The organism is Adlercreutzia sp. ZJ141, from assembly GCF_011038965.1.
GTDB lineage: Bacteria > Actinomycetota > Coriobacteriia > Coriobacteriales > Eggerthellaceae > ZJ141.
The window spans coordinates 50,408-73,173 of the sequence record NZ_JAAKEB010000008.1 but is presented as its reverse complement, the minus strand read 5'-3'; the positions used below and the strand labels follow the sequence as shown (position 1 = coordinate 73,173).

13 protein-coding genes and 3 tRNA genes are annotated in these 22,766 nt (G+C 53.6%); 7 read left to right on the top strand and 9 right to left on the bottom strand.

The features are described 5' to 3' along the window. Positions 1–8: 8 nt before the first annotated feature. A complete protein-coding gene (locus G7Y44_RS05365) occupies positions 9–983 on the top strand; it encodes a radical SAM protein (RefSeq protein ID WP_165248171.1) in 975 nt (324 codons plus the stop codon). On the opposite strand, the gene G7Y44_RS05360 is transcribed toward G7Y44_RS05365, so the two are convergent. The 3 genes from G7Y44_RS05360 to G7Y44_RS05350 form a co-directional block, all read right to left on the bottom strand. Next, positions 908–2,131, bottom strand: a complete 1,224-nt coding sequence (locus tag G7Y44_RS05360) for a TIGR03915 family putative DNA repair protein (protein WP_241159197.1) — start codon at positions 2,129–2,131, stop codon at positions 908–910. The genes G7Y44_RS05365 and G7Y44_RS05360 overlap by 76 nt on opposite strands. After that, positions 2,131–3,573 (bottom strand): putative DNA modification/repair radical SAM protein, encoded by a 1,443-nt coding sequence (locus G7Y44_RS05355; protein ID WP_165248169.1) that lies wholly within the window; start codon positions 3,571–3,573, stop codon positions 2,131–2,133. Before G7Y44_RS05355 ends, G7Y44_RS05360 begins: the two co-directional genes overlap by 1 nt. 293 nt (positions 3,574–3,866) lie before the next feature. Next, positions 3,867–3,941, bottom strand: a tRNA-Thr gene (locus tag G7Y44_RS05350). A gap of 189 nt (positions 3,942–4,130) precedes the next feature. Between G7Y44_RS05350 and G7Y44_RS05345 the strand changes: the two genes are divergently transcribed. The 3 genes from G7Y44_RS05345 (at position 4,131) to G7Y44_RS05335 (ending at position 12,246) form a co-directional block, all read left to right on the top strand. After that, a tRNA-Gln gene (locus tag G7Y44_RS05345) sits at positions 4,131–4,204 on the top strand. Positions 4,205–4,235: 31 nt separating this feature from the next. Continuing rightward, a tRNA-Glu gene (locus G7Y44_RS05340) sits at positions 4,236–4,312 on the top strand. A 467-nt stretch (positions 4,313–4,779) separates the two neighbouring features. Beyond that, complete coding sequence (locus G7Y44_RS05335; protein WP_165248167.1) at positions 4,780–12,246, top strand: InlB B-repeat-containing protein; 7,467 nt, start codon at positions 4,780–4,782, stop codon at positions 12,244–12,246. Positions 12,247–12,405: 159 nt separating this feature from the next. On the opposite strand, the gene G7Y44_RS05330 is transcribed toward G7Y44_RS05335, so the two are convergent. From G7Y44_RS05330 to G7Y44_RS05320, 3 genes are all read right to left on the bottom strand, one after another. Next, complete coding sequence (locus G7Y44_RS05330; protein ID WP_165248165.1) at positions 12,406–13,197, bottom strand: ABC transporter permease; 792 nt, start codon at positions 13,195–13,197, stop codon at positions 12,406–12,408. 1 nt (position 13,198) lies between these two features. Beyond that, positions 13,199–13,882 carry an ABC transporter ATP-binding protein gene (locus tag G7Y44_RS05325; RefSeq protein WP_165248163.1) on the bottom strand — a complete coding sequence of 228 codons (684 nt, stop codon included), beginning with the start codon at positions 13,880–13,882 and terminating at the stop codon, positions 13,199–13,201. A gap of 225 nt (positions 13,883–14,107) precedes the next feature. Beyond that, on the bottom strand, positions 14,108–14,563 hold the full coding sequence (locus G7Y44_RS05320) for a hypothetical protein (protein WP_165248161.1): 456 nt from the start codon (positions 14,561–14,563) through the stop codon (positions 14,108–14,110). Positions 14,564–15,041: 478 nt separating this feature from the next. On the opposite strand from G7Y44_RS05320, the gene G7Y44_RS05315 reads away from it, so the two are divergent. Further along, complete coding sequence (locus tag G7Y44_RS05315; RefSeq protein ID WP_165248159.1) at positions 15,042–15,836, top strand: ZIP family metal transporter; 795 nt, start codon at positions 15,042–15,044, stop codon at positions 15,834–15,836. A gap of 216 nt (positions 15,837–16,052) precedes the next feature. On the opposite strand, the gene nrfD is transcribed toward G7Y44_RS05315, so the two are convergent. From nrfD to G7Y44_RS05300, 3 genes are read right to left on the bottom strand one after another with little or no spacing between them, the layout of a single operon-like run. Then, entirely contained in the window at positions 16,053–17,213 is a 1,161-nt protein-coding gene (nrfD, locus tag G7Y44_RS05310; RefSeq protein WP_165045538.1) for an NrfD/PsrC family molybdoenzyme membrane anchor subunit, read from the bottom strand. A 12-nt stretch (positions 17,214–17,225) separates the two neighbouring features. Continuing rightward, entirely contained in the window at positions 17,226–17,843 is a 618-nt protein-coding gene (locus G7Y44_RS05305; protein WP_165045536.1) for a 4Fe-4S dicluster domain-containing protein, read from the bottom strand. Positions 17,844–17,861: 18 nt separating this feature from the next. Further along, positions 17,862–20,297: a molybdopterin-dependent oxidoreductase gene (locus G7Y44_RS05300; RefSeq protein WP_165045534.1), complete on the bottom strand. Its 2,436-nt coding sequence runs from the start codon at positions 20,295–20,297 to the stop codon at positions 17,862–17,864. Between the two features lie 119 nt (positions 20,298–20,416). Here G7Y44_RS05300 and G7Y44_RS05295 point away from each other — a divergent pair, with 119 nt between their 5' ends. Beyond that, entirely contained in the window at positions 20,417–21,028 is a 612-nt protein-coding gene (locus tag G7Y44_RS05295) for a TetR/AcrR family transcriptional regulator (RefSeq protein ID WP_165248156.1), read from the top strand. A 235-nt stretch (positions 21,029–21,263) separates the two neighbouring features. Beyond that, positions 21,264–22,631, top strand: coding sequence for an ATP-binding protein (locus G7Y44_RS05290; protein ID WP_165248154.1), 1,368 nt, complete (start codon positions 21,264–21,266; stop codon positions 22,629–22,631). Positions 22,632–22,766 lie beyond the last annotated feature (135 nt).

Sequence of the window (22,766 nt, the reverse complement as noted above, 5' to 3'; positions counted from 1 at the left end):
CAATTCTGATGGATTGTACTGGTGGAGAAGGGAATGTGGGCGCGGGATGCATGCTTTGCCCGCGCGCATGTGGCGTTAACAGGGGTCTTGGGCAGCGTGGCGTATGTGGCGCAACAGATGAGGTAGTACTCGCGCGTGCTGCGTTACATTTTTGGGAAGAGCCTCCGATAAGTGGTGAACGGGGCAGTGGAACGGTGTTTTTTGCGCATTGTCCGCTGAGGTGTGTGTATTGCCAGAACGCCGTAATTGCTGCTGGTAAGGCGGGTATCGCAGTGTCCGTTGATAGGTTGGCCGATATCTGTTTGGAGTTACAGGATCAAGACGCGCTCAACATCAATTTCGTCACGCCGACGCATTATGCGCCGCAGGTGCGTGTGGCGGTTGCGGAGGCACGCAAGCGAGGGTTGCGTCTACCTATCGTTTGGAACACGTCGGGGTATGAGACGGTGCAGGCGGTGCGAGACAACGAGGGTGCCGTTGACGTATACCTGACCGATTTCAAGTACGCCGATGCCGAGCTCGCAATGCGCTATTCGAGAGCTTCCGATTACCCGCGGGTGGCACTTGCCGCACTCGATGCTATGGTTGAGCAGGTGGGCGAGCCGGTGTTCGATGAGGTTGACGGGCTGCCACGATTAGTGCGTGGCGTGGTGGTGCGCCACCTCATGTTGCCGCAGGCGTATGACAACTCCGTTCAAATAGTGCGTCTTGTGCACGAGCGCTACGGTTCACGTGTGTTGCTGTCGCTCATGAACCAGTACACACCGGTGCTTGCTCAGGCAGCAGCTGCGGGCGACACGCATGCAACAAGCGTGCTTGCGCGATGTCCCGAGCTTGCCGAACGTGTACCTAATACAGACTACGAACGGCTGCTCGATTACGCGGATACGCTTGGTATCGAAGACTATTATTGGCAGGTAGGTGACGCTGCTAAAGATAGCTTCATCCCTCCCTTCGATTGCACTGGGGTGAGGTCTGTTTGATTGAGCCTGTCCGCAGACAGTGCGTCATGCGCTGAAGTGCCGATGTACTGCTGCTCGCTTGCGCGGACGGCGCGCGGCAGCGCCTCTTGCATCTCGGTGATGTTTTTCCAAAGGCGCATGGGCATGAACTGCCGTTGAAGTTCGGGATGGTAACGCGACTCTACCGATACCGAATCGTAAAAACGCTTCCAGGCGCGGCGCATAGGCGCTTCGTCGGGTGCGTAGCCAGGAAGCGTTATCTCGTCGGTGCGCACAAGTTGCCACGTTCCGTTTTCGCTAACGCCGGCCAGATGGTGTGTTTCGTCGTAGATGATGAATGGTTGCGTGTTAAACCGTGCGGCGAAGTGGGACATGATCAAAGGAACAACACTTGCTTTTGGGTTACAGCGCGCGAACCACACGCCGTTATCCATGTGTTCGAAGCGGATAAACTGTCTCATGCGTTCGGCTTCACATGTGGCTTCTCGGACGAGTTTGCGCACGCCTGCCACAGCTGGATGCGACAGGTCATTCAGTGTGCTGGGCTGAGCGCTGTTCGAACAAAGGCCCAGGTTACCTTCTCCAGTACCCGAACAACTTCGCTGTCGTTTGCAGCCAGCGCAGGAATGAGGGCGGTTTTGTGCCATGCCATGACGGATGAAGCGGTACACCGTCATGCTCATGGTGGGATTATCGGAAAGCGAGGCGGTGCGCACGGCGGCGAACCCCGCCGGTCCGCAGTTGCGGCACACGCCCACACGCACCCGCTCAGCGCGAGTAAGATCGGTGCTAATGCTTCTCACAGCTTGCCCGAGTCGCGGTTGGAAACTATCGGCGGGCATGATGTCTGCAGGATCTTCTCGGTTGGCGTAGGCAGCGAATACGCATGAGAGCAGCCCCTCAAGCGTTCCGTCGTAGGTGTAGGCAACCTTGCTGGCCGATGCATGCGAACTGACAGTGTCGCTTTGGGCGTCGCTTCCACATTCCATGGTTTGGACGGATGGGGAGGGTTCTATCATCTCGCCAAGGATGCGCCGTCGCTCGATGACGTCGGGAATGCGTGGTGCGGTACACACCTGGTTCGCTCGCTTATCGCCGCAGGTGGCGTTCGTTGCAGTATTTCGGCTGTTGTCGATGTTGGGTGTGAGTTTGGTTTTGATTCGCGTCATTAGGATGCCTCCAGCAGTCGGTTCCAATCGCTTGTAGTACACGAACGTGGTGCGTAACTGGTGAGTGGTGCAGCGTTCGGTGTGTTCTGACCGGGTTGCAGCCCGCGTGCCCGCAGTTTCTCTGGCGTGTCGACGCTTTCGAACAAGCTCATTTGGCCAGGTATTGCCTTATCGGCGCGGCGGCCGTGGCGCCCTCCATTGATAGGTGCTGAAAGCTGTGCATGCAGTACGTCGCGTGAGAAGTCGATACCAGGTGCGGCGTACGTTCCGTTGCACGTAATGAAGAATTTTGCCCGCTTGAAAGCAATGCCGAGCTTGCGCAACTCGTCTTCTCCAAGTTTTCGCTGTCTGCGTGCGGCGATGATACTGCGTGCTCCCTTTACGCCGATACCGGGCACTCGCAACAGCATTGCATACGGTGCGGCGTTCACTTCAACAGGGAACAAGTCAAGATGGTTAAGTGCCCAATTTGCCTTTGGATCAATGTCGGTCTCCAAGAAGGGGTGGCTCTCGTCGATGATCTCGGTTACGTCAAACTTGTAAAAACGTAGCAGCCAGTCGGCTTGGTAGAGCCGATGTTCGCGATTAAGCTGCATTGCGTCGTTGCTGGGTAGGCGTGGGTCGCTGTTTACGGGTACGTAAGCGCTGAAAAACACACGCTTCATGCTCATGGTGCGATACAGGGCGGCCGAAAGGTTCAGCACGTGGTAGTCGCTTTCTGGGGTTGCGCCAATGATCATTTGGGTCGATTGTCCGGCGGGAGCGAAGGGCGCTTGTTTGTGTCTTGTCTGTACCGACGTGCCATACACGGTATTCTTTCCCATGAGTGCACGGACGTCGCGGTCGGTTGCGATAGTGTCGCGAATTTGCCGCATGGGGGCAACGATGTTCTGCTTGCTCTTCTGTGGGGCGAGCAATGCCAAGCTTTGGTGCGAGGGAAGCTCCATATTCACGCTTAGGCGGTCGGCAAGCTGTCCGAGCTCGTTGATTAGTTCGGGCGACGTGCCGGGAACGGCCTTCGCATGCAGGTATCCCCGAAAGCCGTAGTCATAACGCAGGATGCGTAGCGTGCGGGCCATAAGCTCGCTCGTTTGGTCGGGGTTGCCGATAACGCCAGAGCTTAAGAATAAGCCTTCGATACAGTTGCGGCGATAAAACGCGATAGTCAGATCAGCGAGCTCCCGTGGTGTGAAAGCGGCTCGCGGTACGTCGTTGCTCGCCCGATTCACACAGTAGGCACAGTCGTAGATGCATACGTTGGTCATGAGTACTTTGAGCAATGTGATGCAGCGTCCATCGGGGGTGAAACTGTGGCAGCATCCGGCTGAACTTGCCGACCCAAGCTGTCCGAAAACCGCACCGCGATTGACGCCCGACGACGTGCATGCGACGTCGTACTTTGCGGCATCGGCAAGAATCTCTAACTTATCAGCCGTTTCCATAGCTTCCCTCTCAGTGCTCTTCGGCCATTTCGAAATACGATCAAACGTTCGTGCGAATGTATGTTCGTATTCTAACATGAATTTGAAGAGTAGGGGCGAGGAAAATCATTCGACTCAACGCTGCAACTCACCGCTGTGCTACTGGAACAAGGTTCAATCGTGGGTTCGTTGATGTTGAGCCTAGATCAGTTTCCAAAAATCTCAGTACTCAACACCCCTGTTGTGCTTGTTCTGGAACGTTGCCCAAAACTGAAAGTGGGTCAGACGATATGCCGTCTGACCCACTGTTTTTCTGGAGCCAGTGACAGGAGTCGAACCCGCAACCCACTGATTACAAATCAGTTGCGCTACCATTGCGCCACACTGGCAAACCGCACGCCTCGCATAGCGCGGCGTGCGGATCATTGTACGACAAAGCGTTCGTTTTGGGAAGGACGGACAAATTTCCCGAAAAAATTCCCGGTAACACTTGACGAAAAGCCAAGGGATCCGTAATATACCGTCTTGCGCTTACGTCTTGCCTCTGCGGTGGCGTAGATGCACCGAGAAGATGCCACTGGGGTGTCGTCTAATGGCAGGACAGCGGATTCTGGTTCCGTATGTGAGGGTTCGACTCCTTCCACCCCAGCCAGTTTTCGGTTGTACGAGCAAAGCGCACATGTGGCTCCGTCGTCTAGCGGTTTAGGACGCCGCCCTCTCAAGGCGGAGGTCGCCGGTTCGAATCCGGTCGGAGCTACCAAGAATGCTAAGGGCCGCCCTCCGGGGCGGCCTTTTTGTTACTGTTCACGGGTCAGCCAGTGGCAGTCAGCGTGTTCAGCTGCACGCAGATGAAGCTGGCTTCCCGGCCAGAGTCGAAGTCCAGCAAAATGTCCGGGCTCCCAATCTCATGCGGACGCATTTGTTCTACTCAATTATAAAGCGAACTGCAAAAGTTGGCGGGTGTAAACCCGAAAGTGAGACTGATGGCGATGCCGAGCATGCGTATGATAATCCGGCTCCGGATGATTGCATCTATTACAAAGATAGGTGGGTACGATGTCCATACAGATCAGGTGTAGACGATTGTAATCACGTAAGGTAAAGAATCAGTTTGTTTTCATGGTGTGGCGGCGTTCTTTGTATAATTTGGGCAAATAAGCATTCCTGAGGTTTAGGAGGCTAACGCAGTTGCAGACGTTAAACGCACCACAAACGAAGCCCAACGTAATGCACACCCTGCGAGCCGCCATATCGTTGATGATGGCGTGCGTGCTGGTGGCCACCCTTGCTCCTGTAGCTCCGCATGCTGTTGCTTTTGCTGATGAAAGCGAAAGCGACAGCTCTGCTGAAATATGCGGCAGCTGCATGGACGAAAGCGCCGGGGACGACGTTGAGTCCCGAGAAAAAGAAGCCGGCGCAAATCTTGCAGAAGCCCTCGCACAGGCTGAGGAAGACCGCGCTCGCGCCGAAGCGGAGGCGAGAAGCGAATACGACACTGTGCGTGAAGCTGAAGCGGCTCGCGTTGACACTTCCCTGACCGATAGAGATATGCTGTTGGCGGATGACGCTAGCAGCAACGCTTCTGGCAACGCTGGCGGTGAGTCCGATGCGTCCGATGCAGGTGACGCGCCCACAAAACGGGCTGCGCGGCGGGCGGCTGTCATGTCGTTACGCAGTGCTCCAACCTATTCTGCTGACATAACCTATAAAGACATCAAGTCGTTAAGCGTTTATGAAATGAACGGCGACGGCAGCGTTTTCAATGTCGGCATGCTGAACGTGAACAACTTTAACCCGACCGATCGCTTAGCGTACGTTGAGTGTTATCGGATACCGTCGTTTTATGCGGAAATAGAGTCAGCCAACGTTGTTGACGACAAGTTCTATCTCAAACTGAAGCTTCCTACGGCCGAAGGCGAGCAGCAACGGTATCTCGACGTGCTGTGGGGGTATGTGAACGGAAGCTATTCGCGTCCCGTAAGCCAACAAGTTACCGACGAAACGATTCTGACCTCGCTCGAACAGGTGCAGGGATACGACTCGGAGCGCAACAATGCCTACATCAATGCGTACAAACTTGCCCCATTCGCATCGCTCGAAGATATCGTGAAGTCGGGCAATGCGATTCCTGCCGACAGCCCGCTTGCTACGAAGACCATTGTGGAAAGCTGGCCGGTGCACAAAGACTCAGGTATGAAGGTGAGCCTGCGCTCTGGCCAGGTTGAAGACGTTGCGCGCGCTGTCGTTTGCTTTTCTGACGGAACGTCGCAAACGCTTGATGTTTCGTATATGGGAACGTCGCATCTGGCGGCATCGTATGTGGCCGCCGAGCCGGAGATTCTCTACCAACCAGACTTCTGGGTGCTTGACGATGGTGTTTCGGGCAGTGCTATCGAGAAAGTCGCCACGTTTATCCGAAGCAAAACGTGGAAGAGCTATTTCAAAGGCTTCTGCCGTAACATTGAGGTGCATCGCACGGTTCGCGACTACTTCGATAGAGACATGCATGACAACGCTGAGGAAGTTGCGGCAAACTTGCTTTCCAATGTGGGCGGGTGGTGCGCAACAGCTCCCAACACGAAGGTGTGGGATGCCATTATGACCAGGTCGATGGAGGCGAAGCCCGAAACAACGTTTACCTCCACTATACGCGAGTATAAGATGTTTGACCTGCTGTTCCTGTATACCTACTATGAGCGCTTCTGCGGTTTCGACACTGGCGGAAGCGAGTCGGTTGGCGCTCAAAAGAACGTGAACCCCTTTCTGCTCATGGCGTTTCGGGGGGATGTTATACGTCCTGGGTTGTCGCTTGTTGGCATGACCTCTGATGTGCGGTATTCGTCGGTTTACACGTTCTCCATGACCGACAAAACGTCTTCGGGCGCCTATTCGGCGTTCCTCGCGAAGCGAACGGGCGCGCCGGACGTGCCGTCGTTTTTGCAGATGATTGTTCAGCGGACGACTGGTTACGCTGATATGGCAAATTGGTTTGCCGATTATATGTCGTCGCGGTATTTCTACAAGGAGTTTAGACCCGAAGGTGCCGAGGGGGTAGACACCAGCAACTTGGTTTGGCGCGGTTGGGATCAGGTGAAACGCTTCCCCGACTATCTGTTGGCGTGGGTAACGCTCGACGACGCTTCGCAGTACATGGGTGTTACCGCCGGGCTTTTGGCAACGGGCACCAGCACGGGCTATTATGCGGAACCTGCGCTGGACGACGAGCACAGGGCGGCGTTTGAAAAGCTCATGAGCGATGCGGCGTTTAGCCACATGGCAAAGTACGCTGCCACCGCTTCAACTATTGTTGGAGTAGATAAGGTTAATGCCACGTGCGTTGTGTCTGTTGACCGAAAGTGGAACAAAAACGAAGGTACGGCGTATCTCGAGCGCGAAAAGCTGTGGGGAAAAACGCTGACCGAAGACGACTACTGCAAGAATTTCACCGACGCAATTGGCCTGTACAACAGCAGCGCTATGGGTTCCGCGGTTATGACGCTGAACATGGGCGTGAACTACAAGCGACTATTCTTCTTCTCTGGGGCGCTTGAATTAGGGTGGTCTATATGGTCGCATGAAATGGGTCATGCGCTGGACAACGATTGGTTCTTGCAGGGTGGTACAAGGCGCGCCGGCACCGAAGACTATACCGACGGGCTTCTGACGCAAGGGTTCGGTCAGTATTCCTATAGCATGAACTTGACGTACGACTACGACTTGTCGGCCGATGTGGCAACGAACCTCACTCGCGGGCGAATTAGTTCCACGGAAAAGCTCAGTTCTTACTACGGCAATATGTACGACGCGCTTGATGTTTTGGACTACGCTGCGTTGAAAGCGTTTCTGCGGCTTGAAAAAGACGAGCAAAATGCCGTAGCCTCGCAGGCGCAGTATGACGGTCAAAATGGCTCGAGCCCGTTGGACGTTGGTGCCACGGCAACCATTTTACGATCGAGAAATGCGGTTTTGAGCGACTACAAAGGAACCGCCGCTACGGCACCGGTCAATCTGTCAGCATTTGTTGACGGCACGCGGGAATTCACCACGGTCGAAGAAGTTTATGACAACCAGATCTTCCTGCGTCCGAAGATTTCCGATACCGGGAAGGTTTCATGGCTGTGGGATTTGTATGTGCAGGAGGACATACAGGGCGTGTGGTGGCATCCGATTCATGCGAACGGAAGTCATCCTGATTCGCGTTCGTTCAAGCTGCAGATGTATCGTATGTTGGGCGATTACGGCTACGACGCATTCGTTGAGTTCGGCAGCGGTAGCGAGGGAGACGTAGCCAAGCTACAGCGTATAACGGGCTTTGATTCCTTTAAGGAATATCAGCTTGCGAAGTGGGATGCGATCGAAAAAGATGCGAGCAAGCTGGAATACGTTGCGTTCGACGACCTGGTTTCTAAGTTCGAAGAAGCGCTGAAAACCGATGCCTCTAAGGCTGATCGCAACCTGTCGCAGATGTCGGCACTGCGCACGCGTATGTATTACCTGATGAAGCGCATGACGAACGATTTTACCTATGGGATATACGACAACCAGGCTCCTGTTACCTTCATACACAACCTCGATGAGCTGAGGGCTATCAAAAACAACCCGTATGGTAATTACGCACTTGCCAACGACATCGACACAAGCGCTTTTGAAGGGGCTGATGATCAGGCGCTTGTTGAAGGCGCGTTCTACGGGAAACTCGATGGGCGCGGTCATGCAATATATGCAGACGGCCGCGTATTGCCCAATTTGTTCACCAGTACGAAAAACGCGTACGTTAAAGACGTGACGCTGCGGGGTGGCGTGAGCGCCAAGCCGGCAACCGTGAGCATTAACAGCGAATTCGAGAAGATCCAGTACGACTTGTATGCGGAAAAGATATACACAATCAAAGACTTCGTGAACATTGCGAATGCGTCGTCTGAAACCACTCGGTTCATGCTGATGAACGATTTGGACTTTAGCGGCTGGCAGCCGGCGACTGCGGGCGGCTCTGTTGTTGCGGGCGTATTCGGCGGCACCAATAATAGTTACAAGGAGTTCAACGGTAACGGCCACAAGATCACGGGGCTGAAAGATGCGTCGCTCTTTGACAAGGTATGTTGGGCGAACATACACGACCTTGTTATCACGGGTTCGAGCAATATGCAGGATGCGGCCAGCGGCAGCGGTGTGTCGCTTGTTGCCAAGGCTTCTGCCGCGTCGCAGTTTTCGGATATCTTCTTCGAGAACGTATCGCTGCGGGGGAAGGACCGGATCGGGTTCGTTTCGGGAAGTGATGGTTTTATCAACTACCAGGGCAAAGTGCAGGAAACGTACGGTTCTCAGTTCGATCGTATTCAGGTTATGGGCGGCACAATTGAGAACGGCACGAAGAATGGTGGCGCACAAAACCAGACGTGCTACGTTGGCTTTGTGACGGGGCGCGCTCTGAACAGCGACTTCAACGACGTGTATGTGCAGGGAACCCTTACCACCTACGGAACGAGCTGCGGTGGCGTGGTAGGCGCAATACAACAATCGTCGCGCTTGAACAGGTGCATTTCCAACGTTGATATCAACAGGAAGTTCAACTATGGCTACACCGAAAACGAAATAACTAGAATCGGTTGCTTGCTGGGCGATATCGAATCGATTGGCGACAGTGCAAAATACGGCGAGACACTTATTTCGAGTTGCTTCGGATTGGGAAACCCTGCGAAGAACGTTAATCTCGCTTGCGGGCGTTTAGCGTGGAGTAATCCCACAGTTGGAGCGGCAGCAAAGGAGAAATTCTCAAATTGCTTCGAGAACGGCTACGTCACCGTAGGCGCGTCGCTTGCGGGATCGGGTGGGGTTACCTGGGTGAACACCGGTGACCGTTTCCGTGCATGGAAGGTTCCCAAGCCAACTTATGATGTTCCCGACCTGCGGAACAACAAGGAGTTCTACACCAACCTGGGATTCAGCGAGGATGTGTGGGACTTCGACACAACAATACCGGTGGGCTATCCGGTTCTAAGGATAGTAGACGAGTCATCGATCGCCTTCGACGTGGATATCAGTGTCGATTATAAGAACGAGAAGATTTTGCTTTCGGGTGCTGACTATAGTGCCGACAAGACCTATATCAAAAATCTTCCTATGTATCATAACGAGTATAAGGAAGTAATAGATGTACCAACTGATACGCTTCTTTCGGACTGGAATAAGTTTAGTATCCATGCCACGAACGATAACGAGATGGATCTAGCGGAAACGATCGAGTTCGATATTTTCGGCGAAACGCGCGAAGTTACGTTTAAGCAATACCCGATCGATTCGGGTAAAGCTGTTGTCTACGAGGCATCGGTTGCGGTACCGCCGCGTTTCGACAACCCGTATGCCGGCAGTATAGCAGGGATAGAAGCCGAAGAATCGGGCGGCATGGGCGCTATCAGCATTGATGTGGCGACACTGCAAGGTGCCGCTGGAGGGTTCGAATACCAGCGTGTGCCCGATGACCTGCTGCAGCATGAAACCAAGAGTGCCGACGGCTCACACACTATCATCCCATCCTCGCAATTCCCTCGCGATAAGTGGGTTGCCATAACCAGCGCGACCACGAACGTCGAGCCGGGGACGTATGCGGTGCGCCTGGGAAGCTACGAGAAGTCGTTTGCTTCCAACCCGGTTATTATTACAGTAGGCGACTACGATGCATCAGCTGTGCGTGCTGCTATTGAGTTCAACGTGAACGGAGGCGAGTGGATAAACGAAGCGAACGTTCCGGCGCACTACGTGCAGGGGAAAAAGCTGATACTTCCCGGTCCTGAAACTATGCGTCGCAATGGCTACAGCTTCATCGGTTGGTATGCGCAAGCTGATTTTTCGGGAGAGCCACTGCTCGAGATTTCGGAAGAAGAAACTGGCGCTGTGGCGTTGTATGCTCGGTGGAGTGCCGAAGAATATCCAGTTGAGCTAGTTCTTAATGGCGGCTATTTCGAAAGCTCTGAGGAAAACGTGCTGTCGTACCGATACGGGGCTGAAACCCCACTTCCGGTCTCGCCGTTGCGTGAGGGATACACATTTGCGGGCTGGTATGATAACGAGTCGTTTACGGGCGACCCGGTTGAATGCATAACCGCATCTGACCAGGGCGCAAAGCGCTTCTACGCAAAGTGGGATATCACGCCATGTAAGATAACGTACCATCTTGGTAGCGGCGGTGCGGGCAAGCCTGCCTTCGCGGCCGGTGTTGATACGGCGAAATATGCAAGCTATGTGCCAGGTCAGACGTTTATGCTTCCTACTGCAAGCGATCTTGTATGGGAGGGGTACACCTTTGAAGGCTGGTTCGATAACGAAGCTTGTGAAGGCGTGCCTATTGCGGAAATTCTCGCTGACGATACGGGCGACAAAGAGTTCTTCGCGAAATGGGAAAAAGACGTCTATGTTATTACGTACGTGACAGAAGGCGGGGTTTTTGAGCAGGAACCTCAAAGGGTGTATCACGTGGAGGATGGCTTTGCGGTGGGTAGCATCATTGAGCTTCCTACGGCTGACAACATTAAGAAGGACAAATACGTTTTTGAGGGCTGGTATAAAAAGGCTGACTATACCGACGAGGCTCTTGAGAGCATTGCCCTTGATGAGCCAAACGTAACGCTTTACGCCAAGTGGAGGTTGAACTGTTTTGATGTCACGTTGCACGCCAACGGAGGAACGTTTGCAGAAGGTGTAGATGATCGCTTTGCCTACGAGGGAGGCGAATCGATAGACCTTCCCAAGGCAGAAGAGGTACATCGTGAAGGGTATGTCTTTGACGGCTGGTACGACAACATGGAGTGCACGGGGGTTAGTATATCTTCGATAACCGCATCCGACAGGGGAGACAAGCAGCTTTGGGCCAAGTGGAAGCCAAACTCATACAGCGTAACCTTGCATGTTAATGAAGGTGTGCTTGCGGACGGAGTTTCCAGCTCGTGGATCTATCATGTTGGAGCGGGCGCAGTGCTTCCCAAAGCCGATGAAATAACCCGTAAGGGGCATGATTTCCGGGGTTGGTTCGACAATGCGGAATGCGTGGGTTCGCCAGTATTACACGTGTCGCCGACCGACATTGGCAACAAGAGCTTCTGGGCGAAGTGGGAGCCAAGCGTTTATGGGGTTACACTCGAATACAACGGCGGTGCCCTTGTAACGGGTCAAGTAAACGTTACCGAATACGTATACGGCAAGGGTGCTGTTCTGCCAACGCTCGAGCGAGACGGGTATGAGTTCTTGGGATGGTACGACAATCCCGAGTGCGCGGGTTATTCTGTTTTCGCCATAGACGGCGACTCTGTTGGTGAAAAGGCGTTCTATGCGGGATGGAAGACGTTGGAAGTTGACGATCCTGTTCCTGATGATCCTTCGATGAAGCCAGAAGACCCGCCGATTACACCCGACGTGCCGCCAACCACGTCAGACGTTCCGCCAGCTGCTCCTGATAACCCCAACACTTCAGGTACTCCGGGGTCTGCAAGTGGTGGTGGCAATCTGGGTAGCGGAGACGGTCAGGCCAATGGTGACGCCGCTCATGCGGGTTCCGCCGCGCCTTCGCAGGCAGGCGGCAAAAATCAGCTCGCTCCTACGGGAGACAGGCTACTCATTTCGTCTGCAACGTTGGCTGCGCTCGCGCTAACGTCGGCATGTGTGGTTGTCGCCTTACGCCGTATAGCAAGAAAACGCAGGTAACAAGTTAAGTAAGAGTGTTTGAGTAGTTATGTCGTAGCGGGTAGTGAAAAGCTGCCCGCTACGTGAGTGATGTGGAAATAAGAAGCAAAGAAAGTGCCGATGAAAGCTGTCAGTGCAAGGGATAGTGTATTCTGCCTTGCCGCTAAGGGGTGCTTCGACTTACCGTAGTGCGGGGGAGAGGAAGCATCCGTTCGATGTGAAGCGCTTGCGATAGGTAGAAAAACAAATTGCGACAATAGACAAGGTTGTTGCTGCAGAGATCATAAGCAAGACAACTATCTGGTATTTCGCTGCGATCATGGGGTCTGCGCCGGCAAGTACTTGCCCAGACATCATGCCGGGAATCTGAACGATGCCCGCTGCCGACATGGTAGCAAGAGCAGGGGTAAGACCCGAGCCGATAGCCTTGCGAATCGAAGGAAGGGCTGCTTCCTTTGGCGTTGCGCCAAGTGCTAGATACGCTGCAATCTCATCCGCGCGTGTGTCCATGTCTGAAAAGAGTCTGTCAACTGCCACAGCGGTCGCGCTCAGTGTGCTGCCAAGAACCATTCCTGATATCGGTACGAGCACGCGTGCGTCATACCACGGCGAAGCGTGAACAATAGCCTCGACCACCGTGAACGCTACGATCATTGACGACAAGAAGATTGACCCAAACACTTCCGGCCAAATGTTGAGTCCTTTGCCCTTCACGCGGCCTAAGGCAATTTGTGTGGCGGCAAGCGACATTCCCACCAGTACGAGACAAACGAGCCACCACGACTGGTATTTGAACAGGTAGACAAGCAGCAGTCCCATTGCTAGCAGTTGCAAGAAGCAGCGAGTGGTTGCAACCACAATAGCCTTGGTTTGCTTAAGTCTGAGCGCCCATGCAACAATGGCCGCTACAAGCATGAAGGCTGTAGCCCCGAAGAGTTCCAGATACCCTATGTCGATAACGCCTGCGTTCACGTTAGACCCCCTTATCTGTGCAATTGAGCTGCGTGATTGTGCCGTGTTCCAGCTTGAACATTCTGTCGGCGGCACCATCGGGAGGTCTGTGGCGAATGCGCAGGCAAGCCGTATCGTTGCGAACGAGCCTTCGCGTGAGGTTTGAAACCGCTCTCGCTGAAGCGTCATCGAGTGCAGCATCCACTTCGTCAAGCAAAAGGACGTTTGGTTTGGTGGCGAAAGCGCGCAGGAGCGCGACTCGGGCAAGCTCGCCGCCGGATAGCTGCGCGGCGTCTCGGTCGAGGTTCACTTCGCCAAGGGATGCTTCGTCCATGAGCAAGCGGAGTTCGGTGTCGCTTGGTGGGGTGTCGTTTCGGCGTACTCGAAAGCTCCAAGGTAGCAGCAGGTTATCGCGTACGGTGCCAGGGATGACGGTAGGCTTCTGCGGCACATAGCAAACGCGCTTTCGCCATTCTTCTGGTGAGAGCGAGTTTGAGCTGACCTCTTTGAGCAAGAGCGAGCCACTCGTATTAGGAAGAAGACACGCGCAGGCGCAGAGCAGACTCGACTTGCCCGACCCCGAAGTACCAATGAGGTCTGCGATCTGTCCCTCCGAAAGCTCGAAACTGATACTGTTGAACGGCTCGAATGTAACACCGTTTCGCCGATACGACACCGTGAGCTCTCTTATCTCAAAAAACGCCACCCGAGTCTCCCTCCTTACGTTCTTGGCGAGAAAGGTAGTGAACAATACATGCGCTTAAGAGCGAACCGCTCCAACTATACTATGAGTATGCTGTGGCTTTGTCTGAACCAGTGGCCTGTTTAAGAGAACTTACCGAGAACTTATCATTCGCCAAACCATGCTCTGATTTTTCCCACAATCCAAACGTCGGTTGTCCTTCAGAGACGCAAGATGTGCTGCCTTGCCTTATGCCAGTCGTGTCTTCTTTGTGACGGGGCAGACGATGTTGCCGCCGCGCTTTACGAAATGGAGCAGGAATCCGATGCCAGCGAGTGTGAGGGCGATTCCCAGGCCGGTGTAGAAGAAGGCGATAAACCAAACTGGAACCAGCCCAAAGGCGCGCAACGAGATTCCGCCACCCATCATGACAGCCATGATGACGTATCCTTTTGCGTCGAAAAACTTCAAAACGTGTATCTTTTCGTTGCCGTAGTTACGGATGCGATCGGAGTGCTTACCGACAAGCTTCGAAAACATCATATGGAAGACCAAAAAGACAAATGGAATACCTACTGCCATAATCCAAACCGGGGTGCTTCCTTCCAGGCATGCCAGAATACCCAGGCGAAGGATGTTTAGCCCAGCAAGAATCCAAACCGCAGAAGCTATTGTGAGTAAGTACTTTCCCTGAACCTTAAACATGTGACCTCCCAAAGACAGGATCTCGCAGTCTGGTGCGGTTGCAGTCAGGAATATGCACATTCGCAAGAAAACCTCTATTCCGAAAGCGACGGCCTTGCGGGTCTTTGTAGTATGTTTCGCGGTGGAGGACTCATCAGATCTGAGCTTTTTCGAAAATCGATCCCTTCCGTATGTGGGTTACCATTACCGACGCCAATCGGAAGGAATTAAGAGTGCAGTCTTTTTGAACGCATTGGCGATGCGCTCAGTGGAAGGGTGTGTCACGAAACGATGACGTTCTGACTTGAGGCTGGTAACGCAACCTAACGGGGAGAGTGTTTTCGGGTAAGCTGGGAAAGGTATGCTGCGGGTCTGCTGCGAGTGCTCTGCTCAAGGAAACACTGATTAAGGCCGTCTTGTCCCGTAAACATAGGGCTGGTGGAATTAATCAGTGTTTTCTTAACCCCGTTGACTCGAAGATGAAGCGAGGTATAGCCCTATGGAAAGCTCAACCCTTATTGGTATGGCCGTGGCTCTTGTCGTGCCTTTTGCGGGTAATGCGCTCGGCGCGGCGTTTGTGTTTCTGTTGCGCCACGGCATGTCCGAGCGGTTCTCGAAGGCGCTCGTGGGTTTTGCGGCGGGCGTGATGATTGCGGCTAGCGTGTGGAGCCTGATTATTCCTTCGCTCGAGGCGGCCGAGGGTACGGGTGTGCCCGCCTGGCTTCCCGCTACAGTTGGTTTTCTGAGCGGTGTTGGGTTTCTGCTGGTCATCGACCACTTCACGCCGCACTTGCACATAGGATCCGACGAGCCGGAGGGCAGGCCCACCGCACTCAAGAAGCCCACGATGATGATGCTCGCGCTGGCAATCCATAACCTGCCCGAGGGTATGGCGGTCGGCGTGGTGCTTGCAGGCTTTCTTGCGGGGAATGCGGGAATGGCACTGTCGGGTGTTATCGCACTTTCGGTGGGTATTGCGGTACAGAACGTGCCGGAAGGCGCCATTGTGTCGCTGCCGTTGGTTGCCAGTGGCATGTCGCGCCCCAAGGCGTTCGCGCTTGGTGTGGCGTGCGGTGCAGTGGAGCCTGCTGGTGCGCTGCTTATGCTGGCTATCGCAGGTTTGGCGCTGCCGGTTTTGCCTTACCTGTTGGCTTTTGCCGCCGGTGCAATGATCTACGTGGTTACCGAGGAACTTATTCCGCAAACCCAGCAGGGTTGTCACACTAACATCGGTACTGTTGGCGTGGCGATCGGCTTTGTGCTCATGATGATCCTAGACGTTGCGCTGGGGTAGAAAGGCAACTGGGGTTGGGAAACATCTGACCCATATCGTTAGGGGTTTGATGAGTAGGCTCACCCGAGCTTGCTTCTCGGGTGAGCCTATAAATCCCTCTTGACGCTATTGCCGCTTGTATGAATTCCCGGGTACTAATGGTAGTCACCGTTGATGCGGTTGTTTCCAGCAGTTCCTTCGTCAATACAAAAAGGCAGAGGACAGAGCCGTTTTGGTTTAGTCGTTCTTGCTGGGGGTGATGAATATGTCCGAAAGCACCAGGAACGCCAATACTCCCAAAGACAGAACGCCGATGACGATAATAATCTCTATGGCTGTGGGCATATAGGCTCCACTGAGAGCCCACATTGAACCTGCGCTTTCGATAACACCCTGGTTTCCAAGAGTAATTCCTGCTGCACCCTCGATGTTGGGCGTAATAAAACTCGTCAGCAGAAGCCAGATGCGCTTGCAGAGTACGCCTGCGATAACAAGCATAGACGCAACAATGACGAGCCCTTTCCGCTGCCTGTTCTTCGCAAACACCAAGATACAGAACGGAACAACAAGCCCGCCTATCACCTCAAACCAGAAGAACGGCGCGGTGGCACCCGTGAGCATGTGTGACAGAGCAACGGCTTCGTGGGCTCCGGGGTAGGCCATCGTCAGCACCTCGCAGCCGATAAAGTAGGCATCTACAGCAATGCAGGTTGCAAGCAGGCCGGCAAGGAATCCCATGAGGGACGAGCCGATTTTAATCTTTTCCATCTTTTCAAGCGCCAGCAACGAAAGCAGCAGAAGAGACAGGCCTGAGTCCATGGCGGACGCCACGAAAATAGGAGCCATGATGGCGGTATACCAGGCTTTCGCAATCTGAAGGCCGAAGATCCACGCCGTGACGGAATGTACCAGTATAGCAACGGGAAGAGCAAAGCGTGACAAGACGTCAACCTTATGCTCGTCGCCCTTGTGCATCCAGAACAGGTCCAAGATATTGATGATAAGGTAGATGGTGATCACGCACATGTCCCACAGAAGAGGCGAGGTGGGGTTTGGCCCGACTAAGATGCGCCACACGTTTGTGAATCCGCCTAGGTCGATAAGTATGAACATGCCTGCCATGCAGATGCAAACCGTCGACACGATAACCGCAGGTTTCGACACCTTCTTGAACTTCTCGATGTGAAACACATGCGCCGAGCTTGCCACGATAAGGCCGCCGGCGGACAGTCCTACGAAGAACATGAACATAATAATGTAGGTGCCCCACGAATTGGCGTTGTTCATTCCAGTAACGCCAAGGCCTGCCACAAGCTGGTAAATCCAGCACACAACGCCTATAGCCGTCAATACGCCAAGGATTCCATACGTGAGCTTTCTGTTTTTAGCTGTATTCATGGCCGCACATCCTTAGTGGAGATAGAAAACTTGCGGATGAGTGCCCTTCTCTTCAAGGAGAACATGGGCGCTTCCGTTGCGTTTTAGCTGTGATATTTCGGAATTCGGATCATCGAGGTCACCGAACGTGCGAGCGTGCGCAGGGCAGACGCGTACGCACATCGGCATGTCGCCGTTATCCGTTCGCTCCTTGCATAGCGTGCACTTTTCGGCAACACCTTTGCGCCGCGCGGGGACGCGGGCGTCACCGTAGTCGGCAGCGGTTACTCGTGTTGGCTCGTCCCAGTTAAAGACGCGGGCGTTGTAGGGGCATGCCGCCATACACATGCGGCATCCGATGCATTTGTCGTAGTTTATTTCTACCCTACCTTTTTCGTCCTTGTAGGTGGCTCCTGTCGGGCACACTTTCTGACACGCTGCATCCTCGCAGTGCTGACAGGCAATAGGAAGGTAGTCGCGGCTGAGGTTTGGATAGGTGCCGACGGCTCCGTCAGCAACGTCACAACCCTCGGTGAGCACGCGGTTCCATAGCATTCCGTCGGGCACGTTGTTGTTCATCTTGCAGGCAACAGAGCATGTCTGGCAGCCTACGCAACGATCCTTATTAATTGCTATCGCCAGTTTGGTCATTTGTGGTTCCCCCTTCCCTTATGCTTTCGTCACTTCAACGAGTGTGTCTGAGAACGGGACAACAGGTCCGCACAAAAGGGATGCGCCACGCTCTTCCAGTTTGTCGTTGGTTATGTCTTGAAGGTTGCCTTTAATACTGTAATCGCTGGTCACGCCTTCGATAATACGCGCAGACCCTGGCCGTACGGCCGAGTTAGCAAGTACTGGCACGCTAAAAGAGCCGCGATCGTTGAAGATGTTGACGGCGTCGCCGTTGCTTAGTTCTCTGGTATCCATATCAGCCGGGTTAAGCTCGATATGTGGCTCATTGTAGGCCTGGAGCCACTTGTTCGAATACATTTGGTTGTGGATATAAAACCTCGACCTCACGTTGGATAGCTGCAAAGGGTACTTCTCGCGCAGAGGGTTGTCTGCCGTTGCTTCGTTGCAAGGAACCCAAGTAGGAAGGGCTTGGTCGACATCGATCCTGTTTTCGTAGTAGGGTTCGAGTCGCGTAGATGGCGTGGCGAATACCAGATCGAAGTTGGCAAGTCGTGGCTCTTCGACATTTTCCATGGGCCACACGCCACCGTTGTTCATGATATCGTCAACGGTTAGCTGGTTGTAGTAAGGGTCTTCCGAATTCGCGAGCAGTGCTTCGCAGTATTCGCGCCCGTCTTTGGGAAGCGCATCTTCGCAGTCGAACCGCTTTGCAAACTCGCGCTCTATCCAGAGTCCGGTTTTTGCCTCGAAAAGCGGGTCGATAACCTTCTGCTGCATGACAATCTGGTTGAAGCCGCTCACAATGGTGCCGCACTCGTCGTCTCGCTCAAAGCGTGTGGTGGTTGGTAAAACGTAGTCGGCGTATTTCTCGGTTTCGCGGTGGTAGGGGTCGATCATGACAATAAGATCGATCTTGTTAAGCCAGTTCCAGGTTTTTCCAGCCGTTGCGCCGTACTGCGCGGGGTTGTCGCCAATGCATATCATGGCTTTGGGAGCCTCGCCCGAATCACGAACATACCGAAGATCGTATGCGCCGCTGCCTGGAATCATGTTCTCGGGAAGTGGCCAGGCACCAAGAGTTGCGTGGTGACTGCTGTAAGCCGCTCCCAACCACACGCCCGAGCCCGCTCCGTGCTTTCCTATGTTGCCCGTGAGGCTTGTGATCAGCCCGATGGCGTGTCCGGCAATGTCGGCGTTGCTCATCTTGTCGCCGCCGCCCCATCCAAACGCGATGGCGGCGGGGCCTTCGGCGTATAGTTCGGCAATCTCTTCAATCTTTGCTGCGGGAATGCCGGTGATGCTTTCGGCCCATACAGTGCTGTAGCTTTCCTGATTCTTCTTCATGAGACTGTAGGCGGTGGTAGCGCTTGTGCCGTTCACGTTCACATTGCCCTCAAGCTGGGGGTTTTCGCACCGGTTGTACTCGATGGCTTCGCCCGTAGTGGGGTCGATGACAAAAAACGGATTCTCTTCGCCGGTTTCCGCGCGGGGTTTATCCGTTTCGGCATCGATAACCTCTACCGGTTCGTGGGCGCGTACCATTTTGCCGGTCGCTTGATCCACGAGAAATGGCAGCGAGGTATGTTTTTGAATGAATTCCGTGTCGATAAGGTTGTTCTCTACGATGTGACTGATCATTCCCAGATAGAACGCCGCGTCGGTACCTGGTTCAATGGGAACCCATTCGGTTGACTTCGATGCGGTGGTTGAATAGTGGGGGTCGATCGTTATCATCTTCGCGCCGGCTTCTTTTGCCTCGAAGAATTCGCGACAAGAAACGAGACTTGACTCGCAGAAGTTGCTTCCCACTGTGAGAACCAGCTTCGAGTGAACCCAGTCGCGAGGCTCGGACGTGACCATGGCGAACCCACCGCCAACGCCGCCGAGCGTCGGGTCGAAGCCGTTGCCGATACCCACGTCGATGCCCTGGTTTTGTGCACCAGTGGTTGCGGAATTCAAAATCGAGCTCATGAAATGAAAATCGACACCCGGCTCACCCGATTGCGACACGAGTACTGCATCTGTTCCGTACTCACGTTGAATTTCCTTGATTTGATTGCAGATGTCATCGAGTGCTTCGTCCCACGATACGGCTTCAAATGCGCCTTCTCCGCGTTCTCCGACGCGCTTTAAAGGTGTCTGAATGCGCCCATCGCCATAGATACGTTGTACTTCGGAAATACCTCGAAGGCAGGCGACCGAATAGCGCTCGGGGGTGTGTTCGTTTGGCTCGATCTTTACGAGTCGGCCATCGCGAACAGTGCATTGCAGCGAACAAGAACCTGCGCAGTGGGTTTGATGTAACGTGCATGCAATGTGCTCTTCGCTTTCTGCGTGTGCGCTTACAGGGGCCAAGCATTGTGATGCCAAAGGAAGGCCTCCTGCAGCAACGCCCGTTGCGCCAACGGCGCAGGCTGTTTTTAGAAAGCTGCGACGCGATAGGCTGGGCTGGTAGGGGACGGGATTATCCACAAGTTCCTCCAATCTGTAAAAATATCATTTGATATCTTTGTGTGGATTGTTTATAAACGGTAAACTTGCGTTTGTCAATGTTTCGAATTTGATAAGTCAAAACTTTTTTAAGGATGCTAATGACTAAACACACTCCGCCAGAGCAAATGCGCGCGAAGCTGTTCGACGCATTTTCGGGGCTCATGCAAAAGAAAACCTACGAATCTATCACTACCCGTGCTATCGCAGAAGAAGCGGGGGTGTCGTACAGTGCCTTGTATACCTACTTTGGCAGTAAGGAGGATTTCCTGCTGGCATATTGCGAGGCCTCTCCGTTTCTCAAAGGAGATGCGTTCTTGGACGCTTTGAAGGAATTGCCGCTCGAAGAAGCACAAGGAATGACGGTAGGCAATTTGGCGGCATTTATTACCACTGTTACGCTGGAGGCAGCGACAGGGCGTGCTGCGATGGTTGCCGACCTTAATATGGCCGCGCTTGCGATGAGAAACGACAACGTACGTGAGCGCTATTCCGAGATGCTGAAGGTGTGGTTGAAAAGCATCGAGGAAGCCGTCGTTTATTGTCGTATTCCCACAGATAGTGTTGCCGCTACGGCGCAGCTTGTTGAATCGCTAGCGGTGGGACTTGGTTTCAATGTGGCTGTGTTTGGAGAATCTTGGGATGCAGATGCGCTCATGAAACTTCTGCGAAACGAGAAGAGGCACGATGGCTGTGATTGTGGGGATCTGTAGCCTGCAAGCTTGTATGATGTGGCAACACCCCTTGTCCTTTTTAGGAAATATCTAACTCCAGCCAATTTCCCCGGCGTCTACTGAACACCATAGATTTCGATGCGTTATCCCTCGAAAATACAATTTCGTGTACAAGCTGTACACGAAATTCCGGAATTTCGTGTACAGCTTGTACACGAAATTTGCTAGCACGGGTATAATGGGGTAAAAGAGTTCGCGGTGGTGGAGGTGCCCGATGAATTATATGAAGCGCAAGCTTGAAGGTGCAGTGCGCAGGTGGGCTCAAAATACCGGCTCACGCCCACTGCTTATTCAGGGTGCCCGAAGAGTTGGAAAAACGGTTCTCGCGGAATATATGGGACGCGAGCTGTTTGAGGATGGATTTGTCAAACTCGATTTCCAAACGGACTTGGTACGTGCGAGCGCGCTGTTCGATTGGCCTACTGACGATGTTGACGGACTAGTCGCGCGCATTTCCGAATACAAGGGCACTGCAATTCGACCCGAAACAACGCTTATTATTCTGGATGAAATACAGCTTTGCGAGCAGGCTCTTAATTCACTCCGCTTCTTTGCCGGATCGTCGTGGCGTGTGCTTGCGACAGGCAGCTTGCTGGGGGTTACTACGAAGCGTCGACACCTACCGTTCCCTTCGGATGTGGTTCAGCTTGAGCTCCAACCTCTCGATTTTGAGGAGTACCTTTGGGCGCTCGGAGAACACGCTATGGCCAGTGATATTCGGGCTCATGCGGTTACGGGGAGACCCTATGTGCGACATGATCGAGCCCTTGAGTTGTATCGTCGATACTTGGTGCTGGGCGGTATGCCGAAGGTTTTAGATGTCTATCGTCAGGATATGACCTTTGTCTCAGCTGTCGAAATCCAGGCAGAAATAAACGGAACCTATACTGCCGATATGACCGATCCGGATAACGGTATCAGTGGTATATCGGCTAAGCGAATCTGGGATAGCCTGCCCAAACAGCTTTTACGGGCGTCAACGAAGAAGTTTAAATATGCTGAAGTTGTGCGTGGCGGCCGCCGAGAGCGTTTGCTTGAGCCTCTGGAGTGGCTTAATGCCGCAGGAATTGTGACAATCAACGATCTGACTCGTGATGATCGGGCTCCCCTTGCGCCTTTCAACGATGAGGAAGGAAGCTATTTTAAGGTGTACGTCGCAGACACGGGTCTCATGTTCTTTAAGTTCGGTATCGACGCCGCGCTATTTCTTGATGATGAGTTGCGCTCGACGCTGGCCTCCGATTTTCGGGGGGCATTGGCGGAGAACTACGTTATGCAAGCGCTAACAGCCAACGAGGTGAAGACGTTCTATTGGATGCCGTCCGGTAAAGTAGGGAATGGGGAGATAGATTTTGTATTTCAGAATCGCCGTGCGCAGATTATTCCCGTTGAAGTGAAGTCGGCACGAAATGTCAAGGCGAAAAGCCTGCGCAAGTTTATGGAAGAAGGACATGCTCCTTATGCGATTCGGCTATCGGAAGCCAACTTTGGCATCGAGCCCGTGGGCGAGTCGGGCGCACTTCTGCGGAGTCTTCCTCTTTATGCTGCGTTTTGTATTACCCAAACGGGTATCGAAGACTAAAGCTGATGTGACTTCGTGCATCTTACAAAATGACAAATAACCTCTTGCAATGTGTATAGGTGAGTATATACTGTAGTTAACGGGTATATACGGTATATCCGGCTGGTGGAGGCGAAGACGTTCGTGCTCTCCCAG

Bases quoted from the DNA above. Each gene is read 5' to 3' on its own strand.
- G7Y44_RS05290 (WP_165248154.1), top strand. From the start codon at position 21,264: ATGAATTATATGAAGCGCAAGCTTGAAGGTGCAGTGCGCAGGTGGGCT.
- G7Y44_RS05335 (WP_165248167.1), top strand. From the start codon at position 4,780: ATGCACACCCTGCGAGCCGCCATATCGTTGATGATGGCGTGCGTGCTG.
- G7Y44_RS05320 (WP_165248161.1), bottom strand. From the start codon at position 14,563: ATGTTTAAGGTTCAGGGAAAGTACTTACTCACAATAGCTTCTGCGGTT.
- G7Y44_RS05305 (WP_165045536.1), bottom strand. From the start codon at position 17,843: ATGACCAAACTGGCGATAGCAATTAATAAGGATCGTTGCGTAGGCTGC.
- G7Y44_RS05295 (WP_165248156.1), top strand. From the start codon at position 20,417: ATGACTAAACACACTCCGCCAGAGCAAATGCGCGCGAAGCTGTTCGAC.
- nrfD (WP_165045538.1), bottom strand. From the start codon at position 17,213: ATGAATACAGCTAAAAACAGAAAGCTCACGTATGGAATCCTTGGCGTA.
- G7Y44_RS05355 (WP_165248169.1), bottom strand. From the start codon at position 3,573: ATGGAAACGGCTGATAAGTTAGAGATTCTTGCCGATGCCGCAAAGTAC.
- G7Y44_RS05315 (WP_165248159.1), top strand. From the start codon at position 15,042: ATGGAAAGCTCAACCCTTATTGGTATGGCCGTGGCTCTTGTCGTGCCT.
- G7Y44_RS05365 (WP_165248171.1), top strand. From the start codon at position 9: ATGGATTGTACTGGTGGAGAAGGGAATGTGGGCGCGGGATGCATGCTT.
- G7Y44_RS05360 (WP_241159197.1), bottom strand. From the start codon at position 2,131: ATGACGCGAATCAAAACCAAACTCACACCCAACATCGACAACAGCCGA.